General features: G+C 34.0%; 22 protein-coding genes. 6 read left to right on the top strand and 16 right to left on the bottom strand.

The genetic code is table 11. The features are described from left to right. Positions 1 to 11: 11 nt before the first annotated feature. Positions 12 to 2000 carry a methionine--tRNA ligase gene (gene metG / locus IJ258_RS04090; protein WP_292803305.1) on the bottom strand — a complete coding sequence of 663 codons (1989 nt, stop codon included), beginning with the start codon at positions 1998 to 2000 and terminating at the stop codon, positions 12 to 14. A gap of 708 nt (positions 2001 to 2708) precedes the next feature. On the opposite strand from metG, the gene priL reads away from it, so the two are divergent. Continuing rightward, positions 2709 to 4040: a DNA primase large subunit PriL gene (gene priL, locus IJ258_RS04085; protein WP_292803302.1), complete on the top strand. Its 1332-nt coding sequence runs from the start codon at positions 2709 to 2711 to the stop codon at positions 4038 to 4040. Here priL and IJ258_RS04080 read toward each other — a convergent pair. After that, positions 4030 to 4545: a hypothetical protein gene (locus IJ258_RS04080; protein WP_292803299.1), complete on the bottom strand. Its 516-nt coding sequence runs from the start codon at positions 4543 to 4545 to the stop codon at positions 4030 to 4032. The two genes, priL and IJ258_RS04080, sit on opposite strands and share 11 nt — an antisense overlap. A 95-nt stretch (positions 4546 to 4640) precedes the next feature. On the opposite strand from IJ258_RS04080, the gene priS reads away from it, so the two are divergent. After that, complete coding sequence (gene priS, locus IJ258_RS04075; RefSeq protein ID WP_292803297.1) at positions 4641 to 5618, top strand: DNA primase catalytic subunit PriS; 978 nt, start codon at positions 4641 to 4643, stop codon at positions 5616 to 5618. A 3-nt stretch (positions 5619 to 5621) separates the two neighbouring features. After that, complete coding sequence (locus IJ258_RS04070; RefSeq protein ID WP_292803294.1) at positions 5622 to 5879, top strand: hypothetical protein; 258 nt, start codon at positions 5622 to 5624, stop codon at positions 5877 to 5879. Here the strand turns inward: IJ258_RS04070 and IJ258_RS04065 are convergent. Beyond that, a complete protein-coding gene (locus tag IJ258_RS04065; RefSeq protein ID WP_292803291.1) occupies positions 5874 to 6449 on the bottom strand; it encodes a thymidylate kinase in 576 nt (191 codons plus the stop codon). The two genes, IJ258_RS04070 and IJ258_RS04065, sit on opposite strands and share 6 nt — an antisense overlap. Before the next feature lie 15 nt (positions 6450 to 6464). Continuing rightward, entirely contained in the window at positions 6465 to 7607 is a 1143-nt protein-coding gene (gene cofH / locus IJ258_RS04060) for a 5-amino-6-(D-ribitylamino)uracil--L-tyrosine 4-hydroxyphenyl transferase CofH (RefSeq protein WP_292803288.1), read from the bottom strand. 184 nt (positions 7608 to 7791) lie between these two features. On the opposite strand from cofH, the gene comD reads away from it, so the two are divergent. The 3 genes from comD to IJ258_RS04045 all read left to right on the top strand — a co-directional run bounded on the left by comD (position 7792) and on the right by IJ258_RS04045 (position 9208). Further along, positions 7792 to 8283: a sulfopyruvate decarboxylase subunit alpha gene (comD, locus tag IJ258_RS04055; protein ID WP_292803285.1), complete on the top strand. Its 492-nt coding sequence runs from the start codon at positions 7792 to 7794 to the stop codon at positions 8281 to 8283. 4 nt (positions 8284 to 8287) lie between these two features. Continuing rightward, positions 8288 to 8827: a sulfopyruvate decarboxylase subunit beta gene (gene comE / locus IJ258_RS04050; protein WP_292803282.1), complete on the top strand. Its 540-nt coding sequence runs from the start codon at positions 8288 to 8290 to the stop codon at positions 8825 to 8827. A gap of 120 nt (positions 8828 to 8947) precedes the next feature. Beyond that, the gene (locus tag IJ258_RS04045) at positions 8948 to 9208 is read left to right on the top strand and encodes a MarR family transcriptional regulator (protein WP_292803279.1); all 261 of its coding nucleotides are present in this window, start codon (positions 8948 to 8950) and stop codon (positions 9206 to 9208) included. Positions 9209 to 9514: 306 nt separating this feature from the next. Here the strand turns inward: IJ258_RS04045 and hdrA (IJ258_RS04040) are convergent, their stop codons facing one another. The 12 genes from hdrA (IJ258_RS04040) to IJ258_RS03985 form a co-directional block, all read right to left on the bottom strand. After that, complete coding sequence (gene hdrA / locus IJ258_RS04040) at positions 9515 to 11824, bottom strand: ferredoxin:CoB-CoM heterodisulfide reductase subunit HdrA (protein WP_292803276.1); 2310 nt, start codon at positions 11822 to 11824, stop codon at positions 9515 to 9517. Then, a complete protein-coding gene (hdrB, locus tag IJ258_RS04035) occupies positions 11821 to 12762 on the bottom strand; it encodes a ferredoxin:CoB-CoM heterodisulfide reductase subunit HdrB (protein ID WP_292803273.1) in 942 nt (313 codons plus the stop codon). The genes hdrA (IJ258_RS04040) and hdrB (IJ258_RS04035) overlap by 4 nt, the downstream gene beginning before the upstream one ends. Then, positions 12759 to 13370 (bottom strand): ferredoxin:CoB-CoM heterodisulfide reductase subunit HdrC, encoded by a 612-nt coding sequence (gene hdrC, locus IJ258_RS04030; protein ID WP_292803270.1) that lies wholly within the window; start codon positions 13368 to 13370, stop codon positions 12759 to 12761. Before hdrC (IJ258_RS04030) ends, hdrB (IJ258_RS04035) begins: the two co-directional genes overlap by 4 nt. A 15-nt stretch (positions 13371 to 13385) precedes the next feature. After that, positions 13386 to 14639 carry a methanogenesis marker 16 metalloprotein gene (locus IJ258_RS04025; protein WP_292803267.1) on the bottom strand — a complete coding sequence of 418 codons (1254 nt, stop codon included), beginning with the start codon at positions 14637 to 14639 and terminating at the stop codon, positions 13386 to 13388. 422 nt (positions 14640 to 15061) lie between these two features. Next, on the bottom strand, positions 15062 to 16072 hold the full coding sequence (locus IJ258_RS04020) for a DUF169 domain-containing protein (RefSeq protein WP_292803264.1): 1011 nt from the start codon (positions 16070 to 16072) through the stop codon (positions 15062 to 15064). A 276-nt stretch (positions 16073 to 16348) separates the two neighbouring features. After that, positions 16349 to 18658, bottom strand: a complete 2310-nt coding sequence (gene hdrA / locus IJ258_RS04015; RefSeq protein ID WP_292803261.1) for a ferredoxin:CoB-CoM heterodisulfide reductase subunit HdrA — start codon at positions 18656 to 18658, stop codon at positions 16349 to 16351. Further along, entirely contained in the window at positions 18655 to 19599 is a 945-nt protein-coding gene (hdrB, locus tag IJ258_RS04010) for a ferredoxin:CoB-CoM heterodisulfide reductase subunit HdrB (protein ID WP_292803399.1), read from the bottom strand. The genes hdrA (IJ258_RS04015) and hdrB (IJ258_RS04010) overlap by 4 nt, the downstream gene beginning before the upstream one ends. Then, positions 19593 to 20195, bottom strand: a complete 603-nt coding sequence (gene hdrC / locus IJ258_RS04005) for a ferredoxin:CoB-CoM heterodisulfide reductase subunit HdrC (protein ID WP_292803258.1) — start codon at positions 20193 to 20195, stop codon at positions 19593 to 19595. Before hdrC (IJ258_RS04005) ends, hdrB (IJ258_RS04010) begins: the two co-directional genes overlap by 7 nt. An 8-nt stretch (positions 20196 to 20203) precedes the next feature. Next, positions 20204 to 21454, bottom strand: coding sequence for a methanogenesis marker 16 metalloprotein (locus IJ258_RS04000; RefSeq protein ID WP_292803255.1), 1251 nt, complete (start codon positions 21452 to 21454; stop codon positions 20204 to 20206). A gap of 55 nt (positions 21455 to 21509) precedes the next feature. Then, complete coding sequence (gene comA, locus IJ258_RS03995) at positions 21510 to 22280, bottom strand: phosphosulfolactate synthase (protein WP_292803252.1); 771 nt, start codon at positions 22278 to 22280, stop codon at positions 21510 to 21512. A gap of 155 nt (positions 22281 to 22435) precedes the next feature. Beyond that, complete coding sequence (locus IJ258_RS03990; RefSeq protein WP_292803250.1) at positions 22436 to 22723, bottom strand: UPF0058 family protein; 288 nt, start codon at positions 22721 to 22723, stop codon at positions 22436 to 22438. Positions 22724 to 22855: 132 nt separating this feature from the next. Continuing rightward, positions 22856 to 23566, bottom strand: a complete 711-nt coding sequence (locus tag IJ258_RS03985) for a UPF0280 family protein (RefSeq protein WP_292803247.1) — start codon at positions 23564 to 23566, stop codon at positions 22856 to 22858. Positions 23567 to 23574 lie beyond the last annotated feature (8 nt).

The following is a 23574-nucleotide window of genomic DNA, read 5'->3' as shown; positions in this document are numbered from 1 at the left end:
TTTAATCTAATCTATTGGATTCTTTCACCGACTTCAGCGTTTTCATCTGGGCTGAGCAATGCTCCTGATGCACCGGTTGCTAAAATCATACCTTCTGATAAAGTTCCGAATAATTTTGCAGGCTGGAGGTTTGCAACTACACATACTTTTCTTCCGATTAGCTCTTCTGCATCGTAGAATTTAGCAAGTCCTGCAACGATTTGTCTAGGTTTTTCCTCACCAAGGTCAACCTGTAATTTCAATAATTTATCGGATTTTTCAATTTTTTCCGCTTCTTTCACTTCACCTATTTTTATTACAAATTCATCAAATTGATCTATTGTTACTAAATCACTCATATTTTCATCCTCATTTTCAGTTAAGTTTTCTTTTAATTTAGCTTTTTGAGCTTCAATTTCTTTATCTTCAATCTTTTTGAATAACGGTTTAGCTTTATTTATTTCATGGCCAACAGGCAATGCAATTTTTGCATCCTCCCAATTTTCAAGTGAATCAATGTTCATTATTTCAGCTATTTTATCTGCTTTTGTTGGAAGGAACGGTTTTAACATGTAAGCTAATGTTTTTGCCAATTGATTAGATAAGTATAAACAGTTGGAAGCTTTTTGTGGATTTTCTTTAATTGCTTTCCATGGTTCTGCATCGTTGAAATATTTGTTTCCTTTTTTGGCTACCTTGAATATTTCAAGAAGTGCTTCTCTGAATTCATAATTAGCAATGTATTCTCCTACTTTGTCAGGTAACTCTTCTATTGCAATTCTGAATTCCTCATCTTCTGAAGTAGGATTTGTGTATTCAGGTATTTTGCTGTCGAACTGCTTTTTGGTAAAGACAAATGTCCTGTGCAGGAAGTTTCCAACAACATCCGCCAGTTCATCGTTGTTTCTTCTCTGGAAATCATCCCATGAGAAGTCAGAGTCTTTGTTTAAAGGAGCGTTGATTGCCAGGTAGTATCTTAAAAGATCAGGATCATAATCTTTTACGAAATCAGCTATCCATATGACCCAATTTTTACTTGTTGACATTTTTTCTCCTTCAAGAGATAAGAATTCACCAGCATATATCATGTCCGGCAATTTGCATCCGTATGCCTTTAAAAGTCCAGGCCAGAATATTGAATGGTGGTAGATGATGTCTTTTCCGATGAAATGCACCACATAATCGTTCCAGTATTCCTCCCATTTCTTTCCTGATTGCTTTGACCATTGGCTTGCGGATGAGATGTAACCAAGGAATGCTTCAATCCATACGTACAATACTTTACCTTTTGCCTCATCCAATGGTACAGGTATTCCCCAATCCATATCACGGGTTAAAATCCAATCGGTCAATCCTTCTTTAAGCCAGTTTGTTGCATAGTTTTTAACGTTTGCAGGCAAGTTTTCATTGGATGAAATGTATTCTTTCAAATCATCCTCCAATTCTGACAACTTGAATGCATACTGGAAAGTGTCCTTGATTATAGGAGTGGTTCCACAAGTGATACAGTGTGGCTCATCAAGTTCTGTTGGATTTAGAGCCTTACCACATTTTTCACAGTGATCTCCTCTAGCTTCTGCACCGCAAACAGGACATAATCCTTCAACATACCTGTCCGGCAGGAACTTTTTACAGTTCGGACAGTACAATTGCTGGATGTCTTCCCTGTAGATGAATCCCTTGTCGTACAATGACTTGAAGAAATTGGAAGCAAGCTCATAGTGTGCTTCATCAGTGGTTCTTGTAAAATTATCCAATGATATGTTCATTGATTCCACATCACGAACAATCATATCATGATATCTTTTTGAAATTTCTATCGGTTTTTTATTTTCCTTATCGGCTTTAACTGCAATTGGAGTTCCATGTTCATCAGTAGCACAAACCATCAGCACATCATTGCCTATCATCCTATTGTATCTTGCATAAATATCTGCAGGCAAGTATGTGGAACGGATATGGCCTAAATGACATGGTCCGTTTGCATAAGGAAGTGCACATGAAATAAATATTTTTGACATTTAACTTATCTCCTCAATTATTTTAAACATATAATAATTATGTAATTAATATATAATAAAGTATTATTTTTTAACGGCGTTATATGAATAAAATTGAAATTCTAAAATTTAATAATATCTAAAAAAAGCAAATAAAAACTTAATAAAAAGGGCAGATAATTTAAAAATCAACCCTATTTATTAAAAAATCGACTTAAACGATTTACAACATGTAATTTAAATTATTTAATTTAACTTATATAAATTTTTTTAAATAATTATAATAGTAATACTTTTTATAATATAAGTAATAATAGATAGTAGTCTAGAATTGATAAAAATTTTTAAAATAAAAAACGAGGCATTTAAATGATTTATCAACATGTATTATTTTTCCTCTTAAGGAGGTGTGGACTTGGTTGCAGTATTATTCGATGGCATTATTTTTTTAGCCATTACTTACTACTGGTATTTCCTTATACAGTAGAGTGCTGCTATTGAAATGAAGTTTCAAAAAAATGAATATAGGTTATAGTTTTCAAATTGAGTTTTCGATGAAAAAGAAGCAATGAAGTGGAATTTTAATTAATGATATAATTGATTGATTTGAGATGAATTTTCTTTAGGGTGAATATAAACACCCAACCATCACCACATCAACAAACAAAAAACAAAATTGATTTCAAAAATGAGTTACCTATTTAAAATATAAAATAAAAATTAAAAAGCATGGCAGAAGTTTCATTTATAAATCCATTATCCGATGAAGGAAGACAAATCATACGAGAGTACGGAGATTTAAATCAGATATTTGACCATGATGAAACACTCATGGAAACCTGCATACACACTCCAAACCAAAGAATCTCAGATGACAGTCTGATTCCTAAATCATATTCCGATTTATGCATGAAACGAATGCAATGGGCAATAGAAAAAAAGAACAATAAGAATTTTACCCAAGCGGAATTCGAATATCTGACAAATGAAGATATTTTCGCTCAGGATGTTGTTACCTTCCATATTCTATGCCAGGCCATTGCAATACAGTTCAATCTGGGATCACGTGAAACCAGACTGTTTATCGAATCCCAGGGAACACTGATTCTGGAAAAGCTTGCAAAAATCCCGCCAATGTCAAGGGCAGAAATAATAGATGAAGTTCTTGATGAGGTAAAAGTGGATGGTGCAATTCACTGGAAATCACTAAGAGACATAATAGCAACCAAAAAGCTCAAACTAACTGACATTCTCATTGATGAAGGAGATATTGTTCTTCAGCAGGATGATTTCCTATACCGATTCGGCGATGAATTTATCGACAGAAGCCCTGAGAGAATGTACAATATACTGATCGGTGACAGCGTAAAAGAACAAATCCTTTCAAGATTGATAATGCAAAAAACCGAAGAATACATTGCAAGAATCAAGGAAATGTCTGCTAGAATTGAAATACATCCGGCAATAATAAAAATAGGCGAAGAGCTAAAAGAATTCATACCTGATGAAATCAGCAAATACAACCAATACTATGCTGGAAGCGGAGGAATATACGGAACAGTTCAGGCCGGAAAACTAAATCCTGACGCTTTCCCACCATGCATAAAAGCAACAGTAGAAGGAATTTCTTCAGGTGGGCGTAACGATGCAATCGTACTTTTATTAACATCATTTGCATCTTATGCAAGACTATACCCTAGAATATTTGCTTCAGATGAAACAGTGAAAGTATCAGATATGGATCCTGACCTTACAATAACTGAAAATGAGATTTTACCTTTGATTTTTGATGCGGCTGACAACTGTACACCACCATTATTCGATGATCAGCCACAGGAAAAAATAAACATCATATCAAAGCTCGGATTCGGAATGCATGACAGGGTAGATATCAACCACGAAGGCGAAACCAAATGGTACACACCAATGAGCTGTGAAAAAATTAAAATACACTTGCCTAACCTATGCCATCCAGACAAATCCTGTAAAGGAATAAACAATCCGTTGTCATGCTACGGACGCAAGAAATTCCAGCTGGACAAGGAAGCTCCTAAAGACTAGACTGTGAAAACTTAAATGGATTATGGTCCTCATAAATGGCATCATAATATTTGTTTAAAATCTTGGACTCCCACATATTATAATTGTACTGATAGTCCTTTTCAAAATTATAGGCTAAAACACCAATTGTCCTTTCATATTCATCAATATCATTTTTTTCACAAAAATCAGTTATGATATCCGGTATATACTCACATGGATCATCACTGCTGAATTCAAGAAATTCCTCATATTCTCTTGGTGAAAAGAAATCCTTTTCATCAATAGGATTTTCATCCGATTTAATAGTGTACAATTCAATATAAATCTCATGAACCAAAGGAATCTGATTCAATTCAATACTTAAACCATAAACATTACCAGTTTCCAAATTCAAAATAGTATGACCTGTTTTAATACCTCCCATCCAACTGTCATAAGCCGGTTTGACAATGTCTTCAGGAGTTAGGCCGGATAAGACTGTCTTAAGATGTTCGACACCAATAACTTCAACAATATCTTCCATAAAAATATTTTGTATATTATAATTAATATAAGTGTGCAAAAACACAAAAGCACACTTACTTAAAACATAAATACTTTAAAAATAAATTTATTATCATGTTTTCTAAAGCGACAATCAAAGAGCGAAGGCAATACTATCGTGAGGAATGGGACCCGAAAGACCTGCCGGATTTCATTTCAAAGGATATCAAAAAAAGAGAGTTCGGTTTTGACCATAAAGGAACCGGACCAAATGACAGATACAAGGTCTTCAGCGGAACAGAATCATTACGTAAATTCCTAAGATATAAGGCACCGTTTGCAGCCTATATCTCAGTAGCTTTTTACAACAATCCTCGCCGCAGGGAAGATTGGCTGAAAGCAGAATACATCTTTGATGTTGACGCAAAGGATATACCTATCAGATCATGTCAATGCAACGGAGTGTGTGAAATTTGTCTTGGCGAAGCTTTAGAAATAGTCAATACATTAATAGATACATTGGAATCTGATTTGGGTTTAAAAAATATCCATCTTATCTATTCAGGCAGAGGATACCACATAAGAATTCTTGATGAAGAAATGATGCTTGCCGGAAGCGAGCTAAGGTCTGAAGTTTTAAAATATGCCGCTGGCGCTGAAGTTCCAAAATCACAGTTTATAAACTCAGAAGTATCCAACCAGAGCTTTAACTTTGAACACTTCTCCATACCTATCGGATATCAGAAAATATTCACTGACCGTGTGAAATTCAACATTCAACACCTGACCGGCAAAGAAAAGCTTGACGGAATCAATCCAAAACTGATGAAGGACATTATGGCCTCAAGACATCACCTGGAAAATGATGAATGGGGATTATTCAAAAGGGACATCGGCCCTAGAAGATACAAAAATCTTGTTGAAGCCATGGCAAGAGTAAACCTTGCAACAATTGATGCTAAAGTTTCAATCGACCTTAAAAGGATACTTAGACTGCCTTCCTCACTTCACTCCAAAGTAAGCATGAAATGTATGGAAGTCAAAAACCGTGAAACATTCGATCCACTTGATAAGGCGGTCCCTAAATTTGTATATGAAAGAAAAGGAGTTTAAATTATGGATAAAATTTTAAGAGATATTTTTAGAAAAAGCCCATACTTTGAAGAGATTAATGAAAACAGATTCGTGCCAGAGTATTTAGGTTTGGTTGTCAATGGTGTAGTCGTATATCACGTTAACTGGATAGACATAGTTGAAAAGGAAATAATATTCATGCACAAGGATATACAAACCCATCCGATAGTTTCATTAGTTCTGGAAAATCTGAACTCACTTATGATAATAACATCAGACGGAATAAAAGAAGTATTATGAATCTGATTCCAGACATTTCGCTTTTATAATCTGTGAAATCTCTTCTGGAGACCCGTCAGCCGGAACCACATTCCAGTTATATGTGAACTTCTGAGACCTTAAGCGATTTTGCCTCAAGGAATCAATATTTTCAAACATTTCAGTTTCCTCATCCCTAGAACCTATTCTTCTAAGTGATTCTTCTGGTGAAATATCCAAAAAGAACATGCAGTCGGATGTCGGAAGAACAAACGCCACAACCTTATAAACAATAGTGTTAATGACATTCGGAAGATACATTACAGCCAGAATATATCTTGAAAATATCAAAACGTCAACATCACGGTTATAATAATACATATGAACAGATCTGATTGCATCCAGTCCAAAATTAAGGGTTGCAAGAATATGGTTTAATTTACCTGTTTTAAGAAGAGCCTGTTTGGATCTTCTACCAAACTTATTGTCATTACATGGATGAGACCTTACAATAACACTTTTTCCCTGCTTTTTATACATTTCAGCAAGCAGGTTCACTTGTGTATCCTTTCCAGACCCATCCAGGCCATCTATGACAATAAATTTCTTCATAAAATCACAAAATAATTATTTTGAAGGCATCTCTATTAAGTTTTTAATAGGGTAAAATTCAGTGTATTTGGAATTTCTCTCAATAGGATTTCTTCCAAGGTTTTTGACGATGCTTCCTAAAGTATCGATTGATGCATCAACACCATCAGGTGCACCTGAAGCTGCAGACAATTCATCTCCACCTAAAGTTCCACCTAAATCATTTGCACCGGCAGTTAGTGAAACCTGTGCGAATCTGAATCCCATTTTTACCCATGAAACCTGAATATTTGGAATTAAATCTCTAAGCATCAGTCTTGAAACTGCATATAATTTTAAATCCTCTGTTCCGGTAGCACCAAGATTGGTTTGACCTTCCAAAAATATTGGAGAGTATTCATGCATAAATGTCATTGGAATAAATTCAGTGAAACCATGAGTTTCTTCCTGCAATTGTCTAATAACATCAATATGCTCTACCCTTTCTTCTAAAGTTTCTACATGGCCGTACATGATTGTTGCTGAACCAGGTATGCCCACTTCATGTGCAGTTCTGACTGTGTCCACCCATTCTGCCACACTGACCTTTTCAGGACAGATTATTTCTCTTGACCTGTCAGTTAGGATTTCAGCGGCGGTTCCAGGCAATGTATCAAGACCTGCATCACGCAATCTTTCACAACCTTCTGCCAAATCAATTCCGGATACCAAACATGCATCCCTAATCATTGTTGGTGAAAATCCATGTATCAATACATTTGGATATTCCCCTTTTAATAATTGTAATAAATGCTCATAATATTCAATATCTGCATCAGGCAATACTCCACCCATTACACAAAATTCATGAGCTCCCTTTTCAACGGCACCTTGAGCCTTTGCAAGTATCTGCTCATCATTTAGAATATATGCTTCAGGGTCATCGGCATCCTTACCGAATGCACAGAAACCACATCTAACTGTACATATATTGGTAAAGTTAATATTACAGTTATTAATGAATGTCACGTTGTCTCCAACGATTTCGTGTCTTAAATAGTCTGCTGTTGCTAGTAAAGGATATAAATCTGATCCTTTAATATTCATTAAGTGATTTGCTTCTTCAACAGTAATCTGCTCATCCAATGATTTGGTCAGGATTTTTTCTGTTTCAGAAGAAATTGGTAGTTTATCAAACATGCTAATATATAAGTTTTAAGTTAAATAAAAAGGTTTCTATTAATTAAACCAATTGTATGAAAATGTACCTTAATAAAAATTGAAAAATAATAATATTATTCATAAAAAATTAAAATTAATTGAATTAAATACCTTTTTATACTAATTTTTACATAAAATTATTATCAACAAAAAAAGTGATAATATGGATAGTAGTGAAGCTATTTATAATGGACTTAAAGATGCAGAAATAGACTTTATCGTAAGTGTTCCATGTGTCAACCTATCAAAATTACTAAATATGATTGATGATGACCCTGAAATAACACACATTCCTGTTACACGTGAAGAGGAAGGAATCGGAATATGTGCCGGAGCATACCTTGGCGGTAAAAGAACAGCAATTCTAATGCAGAATTCAGGACTTGGAAACTCCATAAATGCTCTCAAATCCCTGATGGAATTGTATGAATTTCCATTAATAATGATAATGAGTCATAGAGGTACTGAAGGTGAAAATATATGTGGACAGGTTCCTATGGGTGAATCCACAACAAGAATACTTGAAGGAATGGACTTTAAGTTTTTCAAACCTGCAACACCTGAAGCGGCATATGATGACATAAGACTGTCATGGGATTTATCCGAAGAGGAAGGAAAACCGGTTAGCATATTGCTTGAGATTAAGTATTGGTGATAATATGGCAAGATATGAAGCGATTTATGAAATAATGGAATATATCGATGAAGAGTTGGTAATCTGCAATATAGGATTTCCGTCAAGAGAACTGTATGAAATTGAAGACCGTTCCAAAAACTTCTACATGATTGGATCAATGGGTCTTGCCTCATCAATAGGTCTGGGACTAAGTCTTGCAAAACCTCATGAGGATATTGTGGTAATTGATGGGGACGGTTCACTTCTGATGAACATGGGTTCACTTGTAACCGTATTTGCAAACAATCCGTCCAATCTGACATGGATTGTAATTGACAATGGCGCTTATGGTTCCACAGGTAACCAGGACACTTATGCACAAAAGATTGATTTGGTTGAAATTGCTAAAAGTGTAGGGTTTAAAAACAGTCATTATTTTGACAACATTAACTTAAAAGACATTATCAAAAGTGATGATGCAAGTTTTATTGTTTATAAAACCGAAGCAGGCAATTCTACAGCACCGATAATTGACCTTGACCCAATCACCATCAAAGAAAGATTTATGAGTTCAATTAGATAATTGAACTTCACACTTTTTTTATTATTTTGTTTGTTAATTATGTACAACTTATTAAAAAACAGATTTAAAACTATTTATTTTATATATAAAGATTAATCTGTTAACTAATCAATTAAATATATGGATGAAAAAGAATTTTTTCTTATTTTAGGTTTTGTCAAAATTTCTCCTTACAGGACAAACACTTTAAAGTCAATAGGAAACACATTGAAAATGCCATCAGAAATTGCACGTGAAAACAATTTAAAAACCAGTCAGGTATCAGCAGCACTTATTGATTTGAAAAAGAAAAATCTTGTTTTGTGTGTTAATGAGGAAGTCAGAAAGGGAAGACTGTACAAATGCACTCCCCTCGGATTGCAGATACTGGAAAAAATATGAACCGAATATAAGTTAAATAATTTTAAAAAGTTCATCAATAATTCATTAGCTTAACAATATAACCTGTTAAAATATCAATGCAATATTGAATATTTCAAATATAATTAAAAAAATATAAAAAGTAAATACACATAGGATGTATGTATTTACTATCTTACTTTAATTTTGACTTTTTTTGAACATATTTTTGTAAAGACTTGTACCATTATAATTAAGTACTGCATTATATGTTCCTTTTTTATCTAAATGTTGCATTACCTTTGGAATTGGTTTTACACTGAATAATCTTTAAAGTCATGTTCTAATTTAATTTTCAGTCCCATCCAATTGTGCAATCTTATCATCAAAATCATTCAATTTACGGGCCAGTCCTTCGAAGTACGGAATGTAGACTTTAGAAAATGCCAATCTTTCAGGATTTTCACCAAAATCACTTATTTCCTCTCTAACCCTTTGGATTTTACGTTCAACTTCCTCATACATCAGGTCACCCGGGAATTCACCAATGAATACTCCATCAGCACCATTTTCAAGTGCATGCTTAATATGATTTGGCCTTATCCTATTGACTGAATGTACTTTAATAATATGGATAGATTCAGGATATGAAATCCTGTTAACTCCAATATTATCTGCTGCAGTATAACCTATTGTATCAAGGAAAACTAGAATAGTACGTTCACCTTCCTGTTTTTCAGATAAAATACCATCAATGGTTGCTGAAATCTTCTCATCAATATTACCGTTAATATTAATAGCACCATGTTGACAGACAGTTAAACATTTTCCACAACCATCACAACTCATAGGGTCTAAAACAACATATGCATCAACTATACTTAATGCCTTGAATTTGCATTTTTCTAAACAATCCCCACATAACTGACATTTTTCAGGATCAATGTCAGCAATAAATGGTTCAATTTCAACCCCGCCATAATTATATTCTGCAACTTTAGATGCAGCGGAAGTTGCCTGCATGATGGAATCTGTAATATCTTTTGGATCCTGTGCAGTACCACAAACAAATACTCCCTGAACATCTGTTGTTACAGGTTTAATTTTCGGATGTGACTCTTTAATGAAATGGTCTTCTGTTGTTCCTATATTCAATATTTCTGCAATCTCCTTGGTACCTTCTGACGGTTCCATTGCTGTTGACAATACAACCATATCCGCTTCAATTTCTTCAAATTCACCTTTAATTGTATTTTCAACACGGACTATTAAGTCATCTCCCTTAACTGCTACTTCACCAGGACGGCCTCTTAAAAATCTTACACCGTTTTCCTGAGTGTGTTTGTAATATTTTTCAAACATTCCCGGAGTTCTGACATCCGTATAACATACAACAACATCAGTGTCAGGGTATTTATGTTTAATAATATTCGCATTTTTTGAAGCAACAGAGCAGCAAATTTTAGAACAATATCTGTGACCATCAGGTTTTTCATCTCTTGAACCAACACATTGAATCATTACAACTCTTTTAGGTACTTCTCCATTAGATTTTAATAGTTCTCCTTTTGTTGGACCATTTACACCAGTAATACGTCCAAGTTCCATTTGAGTAATGATATCTGGATGTCTTGAGTATGAATAATCCGGTCTTTTATCAGGATTTATTAACTGATGACCTGTTGCAACAATAATTGAACCAACTTGCAATGGGAATTTTACAGGTTTCTGTTTTAAAGTGATTGCATCCATCATACACTGACGTTTACAGTCCCCACATTTAGTACATGCATCAGGATCAATAACATAAGCTTCAGGATATGACTGTCCAAATGGTCGATAAATTGCTTTTCTTTTAGATAATCCTTCATTCCAATCATCTGGAACTTCAATATCACAAACGTCAACACATTTTCCACATGCAATACATTTATCCGGATCAACAAATCTTGGAGATTTTTCAACAATTAAATTATAGGTACCTGCATGACGGTCTGCTTCAACTACTTTTGAATTAGTTAAAACAGTTATATTGTCATTCCATACCAAATCATTTAAAATTGGATTTAAAAGACACATTCCACATTCTTCAGCAATTTTAACTGGTGAAAATACTTTACCAATTTTAGCCATGTATCCTCCAAGAGATGGAGACTGTTCAATTATAGTTACTTTTTTTCCTTGTTTTGCCAATGATAATGCAGCATTCATTCCTGCAATTCCGCCACCAATAACTGCCACATCTTCTGGAATTGGACAATATATTGGATTAACTTCATCGGATTGTTTTACTTTTTCAATAGATGCCTTAATTAATGTAATTGCTTTTTTAGTTGCTTTTTCTTTATCATCATGAACCCAAGAACATTGTTCCCTAATATTAGCCATATCCATTAAGTATGGGTTTAATGGTTTGACATAATCCTGAAATGTTCTTTCATGACTAATTGGTGAACAAGCCGCTACAACAACCCTATCCAAATGACGTTCAATAATTGCATCACGTATGAGTTTACGTCCATTTAAAGAACAGAGGTTTTCAAATTGTTCAATAACTTCCACATTCAAAGCTTTTCGAACTTCATCAAGGTCGACAATATCAGAAATATTTCCACCGCATTCACATAGAAATACTCCAATTTTTAAATTATCAGTCATGATTCAACCTCCTTTAATTCTTTTATTACAGAATCTATTTTAGAAGTGTGTGCCTGTACACCTACAACGCTTTCCCAATCTGCACCCATTGCTATAGCAATGAATTGAGAAATGTTTAAATGTATAGCTTTAAATTCTCTACCTTCTCTTTCAGAGATTAAAGGCTGATACCTGTCAAATTGTATATGACAATTAGGACATAAATGGACTAATATTTCAACATCCTCATCTTTAAGAGAATTCATTTTATCTGCAGTTGCTGTAAATGACAAATCAGGATTTGAATATCTTTGTCTAAAACCAGTACCGCATGAAGCACGTTTGTGATCATACCATCCTATAGTTTTACAACCGCATGCCTCTATAAGTTCATCTATAATATTCGGATCCCTTACACCTGCAATTGTGTCTTCATAATGTACTTTACAGTAATGACAGCCATGGTGAGTTGCAATCTTATATTCACTTAAATCATATTTGATATGATTTTTAATTTCATCCTTTTTGCCATACAAAATATCTACAAAATGGAAAATATTTTCTGTAGGTGTTAAATCATTTTTCTCATATTTTAAATGTTCTAAACCATTTTCTTCAAATAATTCATTAATGTGTTCACGTAAATCATCTTTATTATTAAGTAATTTTACGGATTTTTTATTAATTGCATAACATGTTGCACACATCATTACAAGATTAGGTCTTCCAAGATTCTGTGCCACTTTGAAATTACGTGCTCCTATTGCTGATGTTGAAACTTGATCGAAAACATCTGAATAATGTCCTAATCCAGTACAGCAAGTTTGTTTTTCAGAAATTCCATAGTCAATTCCCAGTTTTTCAAATACATATTTTGTTGAAGATTCAATGCCTGGATATTCAACACTTACAAGACAACTTCTAAATAAGAGGAGATTTTTATCCGGAATATTTTTCATTCTTTCACCTCTGCTTCTTGTGATTTTCTAATTTTTTCCATTCTTTCCTTAAATCCTGTAATTGTAAGTATTAAACTCACTTCATCAATCACATCTTCCGGAGGCATTAATGGAGGATAAAGATTTAATTTTTCCCTATTTTCATCTAATTTATCAAATCTTATTTCTTCCCAACCTGGAACATCTTTTGCAATGTCATCAAAAAAGATTTCTGGAATTGCACCAATAGCTGCATCAAAATAACTATCTGCAAATCCTAAGTATTCATATAGTTTATCCCAACCAATACCACGATTAATTGCAAACTGTTTTAAAATTTGATTTACTTCACATACACTATTTCCCACTGGGCATACACTATGGCAGGTGTAACAATAAAAACAATTCCATAAATAATCCTCTTCCATTATTGTTTCATCACCTTCCAATACTCTTTCAATTATTTCACGAGGATTGTATTCAGAGTGACGTGCTGCCGGACAGGTTGATGTGCATAATCCACATTGGACACATTTTAAAACACCATCATCTTTAGTGTTTTTCACATTTTTTATTATATCATCTAAAAAGTCATTAGGTGAATCTGATAATTTTTGTTGAGTAGTCATTTAAACCACACCCTATTATAAAGTGAATTCCTGTGTTTCAATTAAGTCTTTTAATTGTTTTGATAGTTTATTTCCTCTTAATCTATCAGATTGTCTGCAGACAATTGGAACATTTATGTCTTCACCTTTTATTTTTAAATCAACATCTCCAACATTCATGTCAAATGCATCATATGCACAGTAATTGGCACATAATCCGCAACCGAAACATTGTTCAAGGTTAATTTGTTTATTTTTAAATGCATTAGTTGGACATATTTCCTGAATGGTACAGTTGTTACATGTGTGACATTTTGATTTGTCAAATTTAGGTCTTAAATCATATCCGTCCCACATTTCTTTGTAGTTTGTTTCACCTAATGGCAAGTGACGTCCTTTTATCTCAGCTAATGGTAATTTGACATCTTCATCTGTTATAAGTAAATTATTATAAATTTCCTCATTTAATACTGGAATTGGAATTGCTACAGTATCATAAACTTCTCCACCTTGACCGGTTTTATAACCACCAAGATAAAACGGATCCATTTGTTTGTAGTCTGCAGTCAGCATCAAGTTTGGTTTTTCAGCACTTGATCTTGTACCATCACCTAAAATATAACCTTCAGCTCCGTTAAATAAGAATCTTGTACCGGTTTTTATCACATTATGCGGAATATCATTTTGTAATGGATTTAATGCTCCACAACCTGAAAATGTTAAACCTGAACAGTTTCCATCCAATGGTATTGCTGAAAATATTGAACTTATTGGTTCATTATAGGTGTTTACAAATGCAGTGTAGTTTTTGAATGCCATACGGGTTCCTACAATTTGACCTCTTCCAATATCATCAATTGTAATGGTATTTTCTATGGTTTTACCCTCGACACTCTCAATTCTTACATCAATAGGATTTCCTTCAAGGAGTTCTTTTAAAACAAATCCTCCTCCATAATTATGATCATCTATTGAATGGGTTGTTCCATGAAGTATTACATCAATAGCTCCTAACCATTCATTCGGACATGGTCCTGCATGTGCTGGAACACCATTCAGATATACTTCTTCTGCCCTTATAAATTCACCAGGCCCTGAAACAATAAAGTTTAGGATAGCAGCTGTACCGCTCATTACTCCGCAAGTTCCGGTTGTAACTACATCCACTTCATCAAAACTTGGTGCATCTCCTTTTTTAATGAGCTTTTTGAACTCATTTGCAGTGTAGATGTTTGCATCACCATTTTCAATCTTTTGATTGATTTGGTCAATAGTTCTATAATTACTCAATTTACATACCTTCTTTTATCTCTTTTTCTGTAAAATACAGTTGTTCTCCTCGAAGACTTCCACAATAGTCTTAAGAAATGTAATATCATAACTAGAAACTTTTGCCCGATTTTTGTGTTTCATAGTTGATGAAAAAATTTTCATCTTATTTTTTAGCCCGATTTTATCAAATAGATATTATTTTCACCTTCTTTTTGATTTTACGATGATTTAAGAGGAGTCTGATTTTTTGATTTTTAATATATTTTTATCACAATAGTTATATTTTTCCTTAAAATGAATTACAATTTTCTAGTATTTAAATATTTATTAAATTTAATTTTTTAACTAATATATAAGGCCGTTATAATTAATTTTAAAAAAATAACGGCTATAATATTTCTAAAAACTAATCTAACTGAAAATAAATTAATAAATAAAAATTAAATGGATTCCAAACCTAGAATAACATCATCAATTTTTTCTTTACTAATACCTACAGTCATTTCATCATCTTTTATATCAGCAGCTTTTCTAGATCCGTCACATCCTAATGTGAAATTAACATTCTTTTCAACATATGGTTCAGCAAATGCATCACCACATAAGGATTGAATTCCTGCAAATGATGATTCAATTTTATCACCAGTGAAATAAACAATACTTTGAGCCAATTTCATTCCGCCGACAGGTTCAGTTATAATTTCAATTACATCCGGTTCAAAATTAGCTTTATCTAATGGGGCATAAATTATTCCCCAATGTTTATCCTCAACAATAGAAAGTTCAGATGTTAAATCTTTTGCTGTATCCTTATCTTTAAATCTGCCGAGTGAATAATATTTTTCCCCACTTGCAAGCATTTCAGGCATATCACGAAGACCTATTGCGCCAGCTCCACCAAGACATAACTGTTCTTTTAAGGTAGAGTAAAATTTTTCTCCAAGTGATGCCTTTCTAACCATTTCACAATGTCTGATTTTCTCATCAATCAATTTAACATCTTCAGGAATCTCATCTTCTGAATCTATTAATTTAATTGCAACTGGTTTTGAATCCAAATTAATTTTTTCTTCAATGACTTCACTATATCTTTGATTTTCAACTAAAAACTCATATGAGTATAATGATGAGTCAGTTAAAGCTGGAATTTCAATACCGAAATATTCAAAGATAGCAAGTATTGGATTTAAATATATATCTGATTGATTTTTATAGATTTCATCAATATATTTTTTATAGCAAATTAGATTAGTGAATAATGTAGTATTTGTCCAATCAACATTGTTATTTCCTTCAACAAGTGAAATAGTTATTAATTCACCTAGTTTTGCCTGTGTTTTTTCTTCAAAATTATCTACGCATCTATGATATAATCTTTGTGTATTTATTGAAAAGTTTTTTTCAGTGAAAATTTGATTTAATATTTTAGAAGTGTAATCTAAAGATGACATTAAATCAACCTCCATTATTCAATAAAGTTTTTGGTGTGCTAGACATAATCTTGTTTTCAATATATTTAAAAGTATTGATAAATTCAAAAAATTGTTTAAAAAAAATTACAAAAAATAATAGATATTTTAATTTTAACAATATTTAATAATAAATAAATATAATTAGTTAAATTTTAATTATACAATGTTAAATTTTGTAAATAGAAAAAATAAACATTTATAACAATTGTTAATTTAATTAACAAAAAAAATTTAATTAAAAAAATAATTAAAGAATTAAGATTCGATTTCATCCAATTCTTTAATTTTTAAATCAAAATCATTAAATTTACGAGCAAGACCTGAGAAGTAAGGAATATAAACTTTTGAAAAAGTAACCCTGTCAGGATTTTCACCCATCTCTGCAATCCTGTCCTTAACTCTTTGAACTTTACGTTCCACCTCATCATACATTAAATCACCTGGGAACTCTCCGATAAACACTCCATCAGCACCATTATCCAATGCATAACGAATATGTTTCGGCCTTACACGATTCACAGAAATTACCTTAATAATATGAATGGATTCAGGATAGGATAATCTGTTGACCCCAATATTATCCGCTGCAGTATAACCAATATTATCAAGGAAAACCAATATCATACGCTGATTAGGCTGTTTTTTAGATAATGCTCCTTTAATAGTGGCCATAATCTTCTCATCAATATTACCATTAACAGTAATAGCCCTCTGATTACAACCAACCAAACATTTTCCACAACCTGTACAGCTCATAGGATCAATATATATTTGATCATCCTGAATACTCATTGATTTATATTTACATCGGCTAATACATTCACCACATAAACTGCATTTATCATGATCAATTTCTGCGATAAACGGTTCTATTTCAACACCACCATAATTATACTCATTCACTTTTGATGCAGCAGCTGTTGCCTGCATGATTGAATCAGTAATGTCTTTAGGCTCATGAGCAGTACCGCAAACAAATATACCCTGAACATCAGTTGCCACAGGCTTGATTTTAGGATGTGATTCCTTAATGAATCCATCTTCAGTAGTACCAACATTTAAAATATCTGCAATTTCCTTAGTACCCTCTGACGGCTCCATAGCAGTAGACAACACTACCATGTCTGCTTCAATTTCAATAAATTCCCCTTTTAAAGTATCTTCGGTTCTAACTATAAAGTTATCTCCTTTTTTAACTACTTCACCCGGTCTTCCGCGAAGGAATCTTACTTCATTTTCCTGAGTGTGCTTATAGTATTTTTCAAACATTCCAGGCGTACGTACATCAGTATAGCATATCAAGACATCAGTATCAGGATATTTATGCTTGATGATATTGGCATTTTTGAGTGCAACGGTACAGCATATTTTGGAACAGTACCTGTGACCGTCAGGCTTTTCATCACGTGACCCCACACATTGAATCATAACAACCCTTTTAGGCACTTCACCATTAGATTTTAAAAGCTTACCTTTAGTTGGACCATTAACTCCAGTAATACGGCCTAATTCTGATTGTGTTATTACATCATCATATCTTGTATAACCGTATTCCGGACGTTTTTCCATATCAAATAATTTATGACCCGTAGCAACAACAACAGAACCAACTTGAAGAGGGAATTTTTCACTTTTACCCCTTAATTTAATGGCTCTCATGCTGCATGCTCTAAAACAGTCCCCACATTTTGAACAGTTATCCATATCAATAACATATGCTTCAGGATAGGATTGTCCGAATGGTCTGTAAATTGCCTTACGCATTGAAAGATTGTCATTCCAGTCATTTGGAACTTCAACTTCACATACTTCCGCACATTTGCCGCAGGCTATACATTTTTCAGTATCAACATATCTTGGAGACTTTTCCAATATTAAATTATATGTTCCGGCTCTCCTTTCTGCTTCAATGACTTTAGTATTAGTTAAAACTTCAATGTTTTCATTCCAAACAAGTTCATTCAATATAGGGTTTAAAAGACACATTCCACACTCTTCAGCAATCTTAACAGGTGAAAAAACCTTACCTATTTTTGCCATGTGCCCTCCGATTGAAGGAGACTGTTCAATAAGAGTCACTTTTGTTCCCTGCTTTGCAAGAGACAATGCCGCATTCATTCCAGCTATTCCTCCACCAATCACAGCCACTTCATCTGGTGTCTGACAGTAAATTGGATTCACAGCATCAGACTGCTTTACCTTTTCAATTGAAGCGTTGATTAATGTAATTGCCTTATGAGTAGCCTTATCAGTATTGTCATGCACCCATGAGCATTGCTCACGGATATTTGCCATATCCATCAGGTAAGGGTTTAGAGGTTTTACATAATCCTGAAATGTTTTTTCATGTGAAATCGGCGAGCAGGCAGCCACAACTACCCTATCCAAATCATGGTCAAAAATTGCATCACGAATTATTTTACGCCCATTAAGTGAGCACAGGTTCTCGAACTGCCCAACAAATTCAACATCCAACTCTTCACGGACCTTATCCACATCAACAATATCCGAAATATTTCCTCCACATTCACATAAAAACACGCCAACTTTCAAATCATCTCTCATTTTTCAACCTCCTTTAAATCCTTAATTACAGAATCAATTGGAGTTGTATGTGCCTTAACACCTATTACCCTATCAAAGTCACCACCCATTGCAAGTGCAATGAACTGAGCAATATTCAAATGTATTGCTCTGAAATTCCTACCCTCTCTTTTACTTATTAAGTGTTGATACCTGTCAAACTGTATATGGCAGTTCGGACATAAATGAACAAGAATATCAACATCCTCATCAGCTATTGCATTCATTTTATCAGCTGTTGCTGTAAAAGACAGCTCAGGATTTGAATATCTTTGTCTGAATCCTGTTCCGCAGGTTGCCCTTTTATGGTCATACCATCCGATAGTTTCACAGCCACATTCCTCAATCAGCTCATCAATGATATTCGGATCTCTTACACCACCAATTGTATCTTCATAATGCACCTTGCAGTAATGGCATCCATGGTGAGTTGCTATCTTGTATTCACTTAAATCATATTTGATATGATTTTTAATCTCATCCTTTTTACCGTATAATATATCCACAACATGGAAAATGTTTTCAGTCGGTTTGAGGTCATCCTTTTCATATTTCAGATGACTTAAACCGTTCTCATCAAACAGCTGATTGATTTTGCATCTCAAATCATCCTTTTTATTTAACAGTTTAACTGATTTCTTGTTTATTGCATAGCATGTTGCACACATCATAACCAGATTAGGCCTTCCCATTTCACGTGCAAGACGGAAGTTACGTGCTCCGATGGCTGTTGTATCCAACTGTGAGAACACATCTGAGTAATGGCCAAGTCCTGTGCAGCATGTCTGTTTGTCTGAAATTGCATAATCAATTCCCAGTTTTTCAAATACATATTTTGTTGATGCTTCAACACCAGGATATTCAACGCTCACAAGACAGCTTCTAAACAAAAGCAAATCATTATCTGGAACATTTTTCATGATTCATCCTCCTGTGAAGCTCTTATTCTTTCGATTTTTGATTTAAAACCGGTGATTGTCAATATTTTACTGACCTCATCAATAACATCCTCAGGAGGCATCAAAGGTGGGTCAAGTTCCAATTCGTCACGGATTTCATCCAGATTCTGTCTGAAATCCCACCATCCCGGCACGTCTCGGTCAATGTCTTCAAAGAATATTTCAGGTATTGCTCCAATTGCCGCTGTGAAGTATGAGTCTGCAAATCCCATGTATTCATATAACTTATCAAAACCAATATTGTGAGCTATTGCAAACTGCTTTAATATCTGGTTGACTTCACATACGCTGTTTCCAACAGGACATACACTGTGACAGGTATAACAGTAAAAACAGTTCCAGATATTGTCATCTTCAATGATGGATACATCACCATCCAGTACTCTTTCGATTATTTCACGAGGATTATAATCAGAGTGTCTTGCAGCAGGACATGTTGATGTGCACATTCCACACTGAACGCACTTCAGAACTCCGTCATCTCTTGAATTTTTAACATCCCCGATTATGTCTTCTGCAAAATCAATTGGTGAGTCTGTAATCTTCTGTTGAGCAGTCATATAACCACCTATAATTTAAACTCATTATTTTCAATTAATTTCTTAAGTTTCAAGGACAATTTATTTCCTCTAAGTCTGTCTGACTGTCTGCAAACAATCGGAATATTGACATTTTTGCCGTTGATTTCAAGTTCCACTTCTCCGGTGTTCATCTCAAAGGCATCATGCCTGCAGTAATGTGCACATAATCCGCAGCCGAAACATAATGCGGGGTTAAGTCTTTCATCCTTAAACGCATTTGTAGGGCATACTCTTTCCACTGTACATGTGTCACACTTTGAACATGCAGTTCTGTCATATTGAGGTCTTAAATCATAATCCTTCCACATTTCATAATAGTTTGTTTCACCGACCGGCAAGTGACGACCCTTGATTTCAGCTACAGGCAATTTCACATCCTCATCCGTTATGAGCAAGTTATTGTAGACTTCCTCATTTATAACAGGAATAGGTATTGCAACAGTATCATAGACTTCTCCGCCCTGCCCTGTCTTATATCCTCCAATGTAATACGGATCCATCTGTTTATAGTCAGCTGTCAGCATAAGGTTTGGTTTTTCAGCACTGGAACGTGTTCCATCCCCTAAAATATAACCTTCAGCACCATTTAACAGGAATCTGCATCCTTCTTTAATCACATTGTGAGGTACATCATTTTGAAGAGGGTTTAGTGCACCGCATCCTGAAAATGTCATACCTGATAATTTACCTTCAAGAGGAATTCCTGAAAATATTGAGCTTATAGGATCATTATATGAATTTACAAATGCAGTGTAGTTTTTAAATGCCATACGTGTTCCGATTATTTGACCTCTTCCAATATCATCAATTGTAATCGTATTTTCGATAGTTTTTCCTTCAACACTTTCAACACGCACATCGATTGGTTTTCCTTCAAGCAGTTCCTTGAGAAGGAATCCACCACCATAGTTATCGTCATCTATTGAATGTGTTGTTCCATGAAGAATTACATCCAATGCCCCAAGCCATTCATTCGGACATGGTCCTGCATATGCCGGAATTCCGTTAAGGAATACTTCACGGGCCCTTATGAATTCTCCAGGTTGTGATACGATGAAGTTAAGTATCGCTGCTGTACCACTCATTACTCCGCATGTTCCTGCAGTTACAACATCAACCTCATCGAAACTTGGTGTGTCACCTTTATTTATGAGTTTTTTAAACTCTTCTGCCGTATATATGTTAGCTTCGCCGTTTTCAATCTTTTGATTGATATGGCCGATACTTCTAGTTGTCAATTTATTACTCCCCTAATTATTTAATTGCCAACGCTCAGTTAATACTAAGTTTTAATTATATTTTACCAACAGTATCTCCTCTTAAACCCTGTCTTAAGGTTTCAAGAGAAGTTATATCATCACTGGAAACATTGCCCAAGTTTACTGTGTTTCCAAGCTTGAGTATGAAAAAGACTTGCTGGTCCTTGTTTGGCGCTTCCCATAAAAGTTTGCTTCCGTCGAAGTTATCCAGTATATAGTCTATTTCATCTTCCTTTGCATTGCCCGATTTATCAAAGATTCCGATATTTTTTCCACCTTCTCTGGCTTCTACAATGATTAATGATGATCCTGAGTCTAATTCCTTTTGCATATATTCTATTCTGTCGTCAAGTGACAGTTCCTTGTCAAGATTAGGGTCTTTTTTGCCCACTTCTGATAAAACTTCAAATCCGTTTTTCCTTGCAAGTTTTATGCAGTTCAGCTTTTCTTCATGTGGCAGAGGTATGGACCCGTCTGATATTTCAATTGCCTCAAAGCCCAATTCCTGTGCACGGCTGAAAAATTCATCCAACTTATCATTCATATATGCAAGTTCAAATAATGTTCCTCCTGTATATGGAGTAATCTGATGGGACTTGTACATCCTGACTTTTGCTTTTATTATTTCTTCATCGTGAATGATTGATGTTCCCCATCCGAATTTCAGATAGTCTACGTATTCACCGGAAATATCCATCAGACTGCTTGCTGTTTCAAGGCCCAGTCCTTTGTCAAGAACCATGGTTATTCCGGATTTTCTTGGTTTTTCTTCTCTTTTTTTAGATAAAAATTCAAAAGCTTTCAAAATAATCACACGTGTTAATTTCAATTTTCAAATAATAAATATTAATTAATTGTACATAAATCTTTTTAACACTTTGCATTTAAAAGGTAATAAAAGGGTGTTATACAAAATCAAAAAAAGAATAACGGGTCTTATAAAAAAAATAGAAAAAAAGTTTAGGACGCATGAAGTTCATTTTGTGATCTGACAACCAGGTCAGATAATGAATTGCGAACATTTTCAGGAATAGGATTATCTTCCCTATCAGCAATTATTTCAGAAATAATCTTACATAGAACAAAAATAGCATGTTTATGTTCGGCTTTTGTCTTATGAATGTGATGGGGACTTATTTTCAGGGAGATATATTCACTACAGTCATTTGAAATTTGGTCATCTTCTGCTAAATACTTTAAAACATATACTAAAAATTGGTGCATTTGTATCATTTCGTCTTTATACATAGATATCTAACCCATTAATTAACTAATTTCAGTTAGTTAAAATTTAACTCCTTTATTATATACTTTAATATTATAAATTAATCATATTTAAAGTTTGCATTCAAAAATATGTTACCCAAATTAAATGTTAAACTAAATTTGATTAAATTCAAATTTAGAGGTTTCCACAATTTTGGGAAGTCTTCCGACAGTTCCGACATTATCATCGCATATAATCAAAACACCATCAAAAAACTCACGATAGTTATCCGCACACTCAAGGGCATTAGAAACTTTCACCTCACCAGACTCGCCTGAAGCTTCATTGGCAATGCGTGTTGCAAGCCCATCGGCAATAGAAGGTGAATGTGACAGTACAGTAACGCTATCTGACATGCCTAAACTGATGGAATGGCCAATTTTCCCGGATGAAGTGCAAATTCCCAGAGGATGATTTCTTTTTTTTATTTCAAAAGCTATATTATTGCCCAAAATCTGATTATTGGAATAAATACCACATAAAATTTTTCGGTCATTTATAAGTGCAATGTCACCGCCATTTTCTACAATAGAATTTTTTGAATGATGACGAATTAAATAATCAAGAGACAACTCAGAAATCGTACCTGCAACACAGGCCATAGGCCCCACATCAGCCAAATAAGAAGATTCATACATTTTTTGAATGATTAAGGGCAAATCATCATCTTCGTTTTCAATTGCATCCATAGAAAGTAAAAAATCCTGATTATGAGCAATGTAGCGTTTTAAATCGACTCTAATGGATGATATATACTCCTTTAAATTATGATTTTCCAAGTCACTTTTCAGTCTTATATGAGTTTCGCCAATGTCAATTTCCATATTATATA

This window comes from Methanobrevibacter sp. (assembly GCF_017468685.1).
In the GTDB taxonomy this organism is placed as follows: Archaea; Methanobacteriota; Methanobacteria; order Methanobacteriales; family Methanobacteriaceae; genus Methanocatella.
Note: the sequence above shows the minus strand (reverse complement) of the source record. Positions and strands in the feature narration are given on the sequence as shown.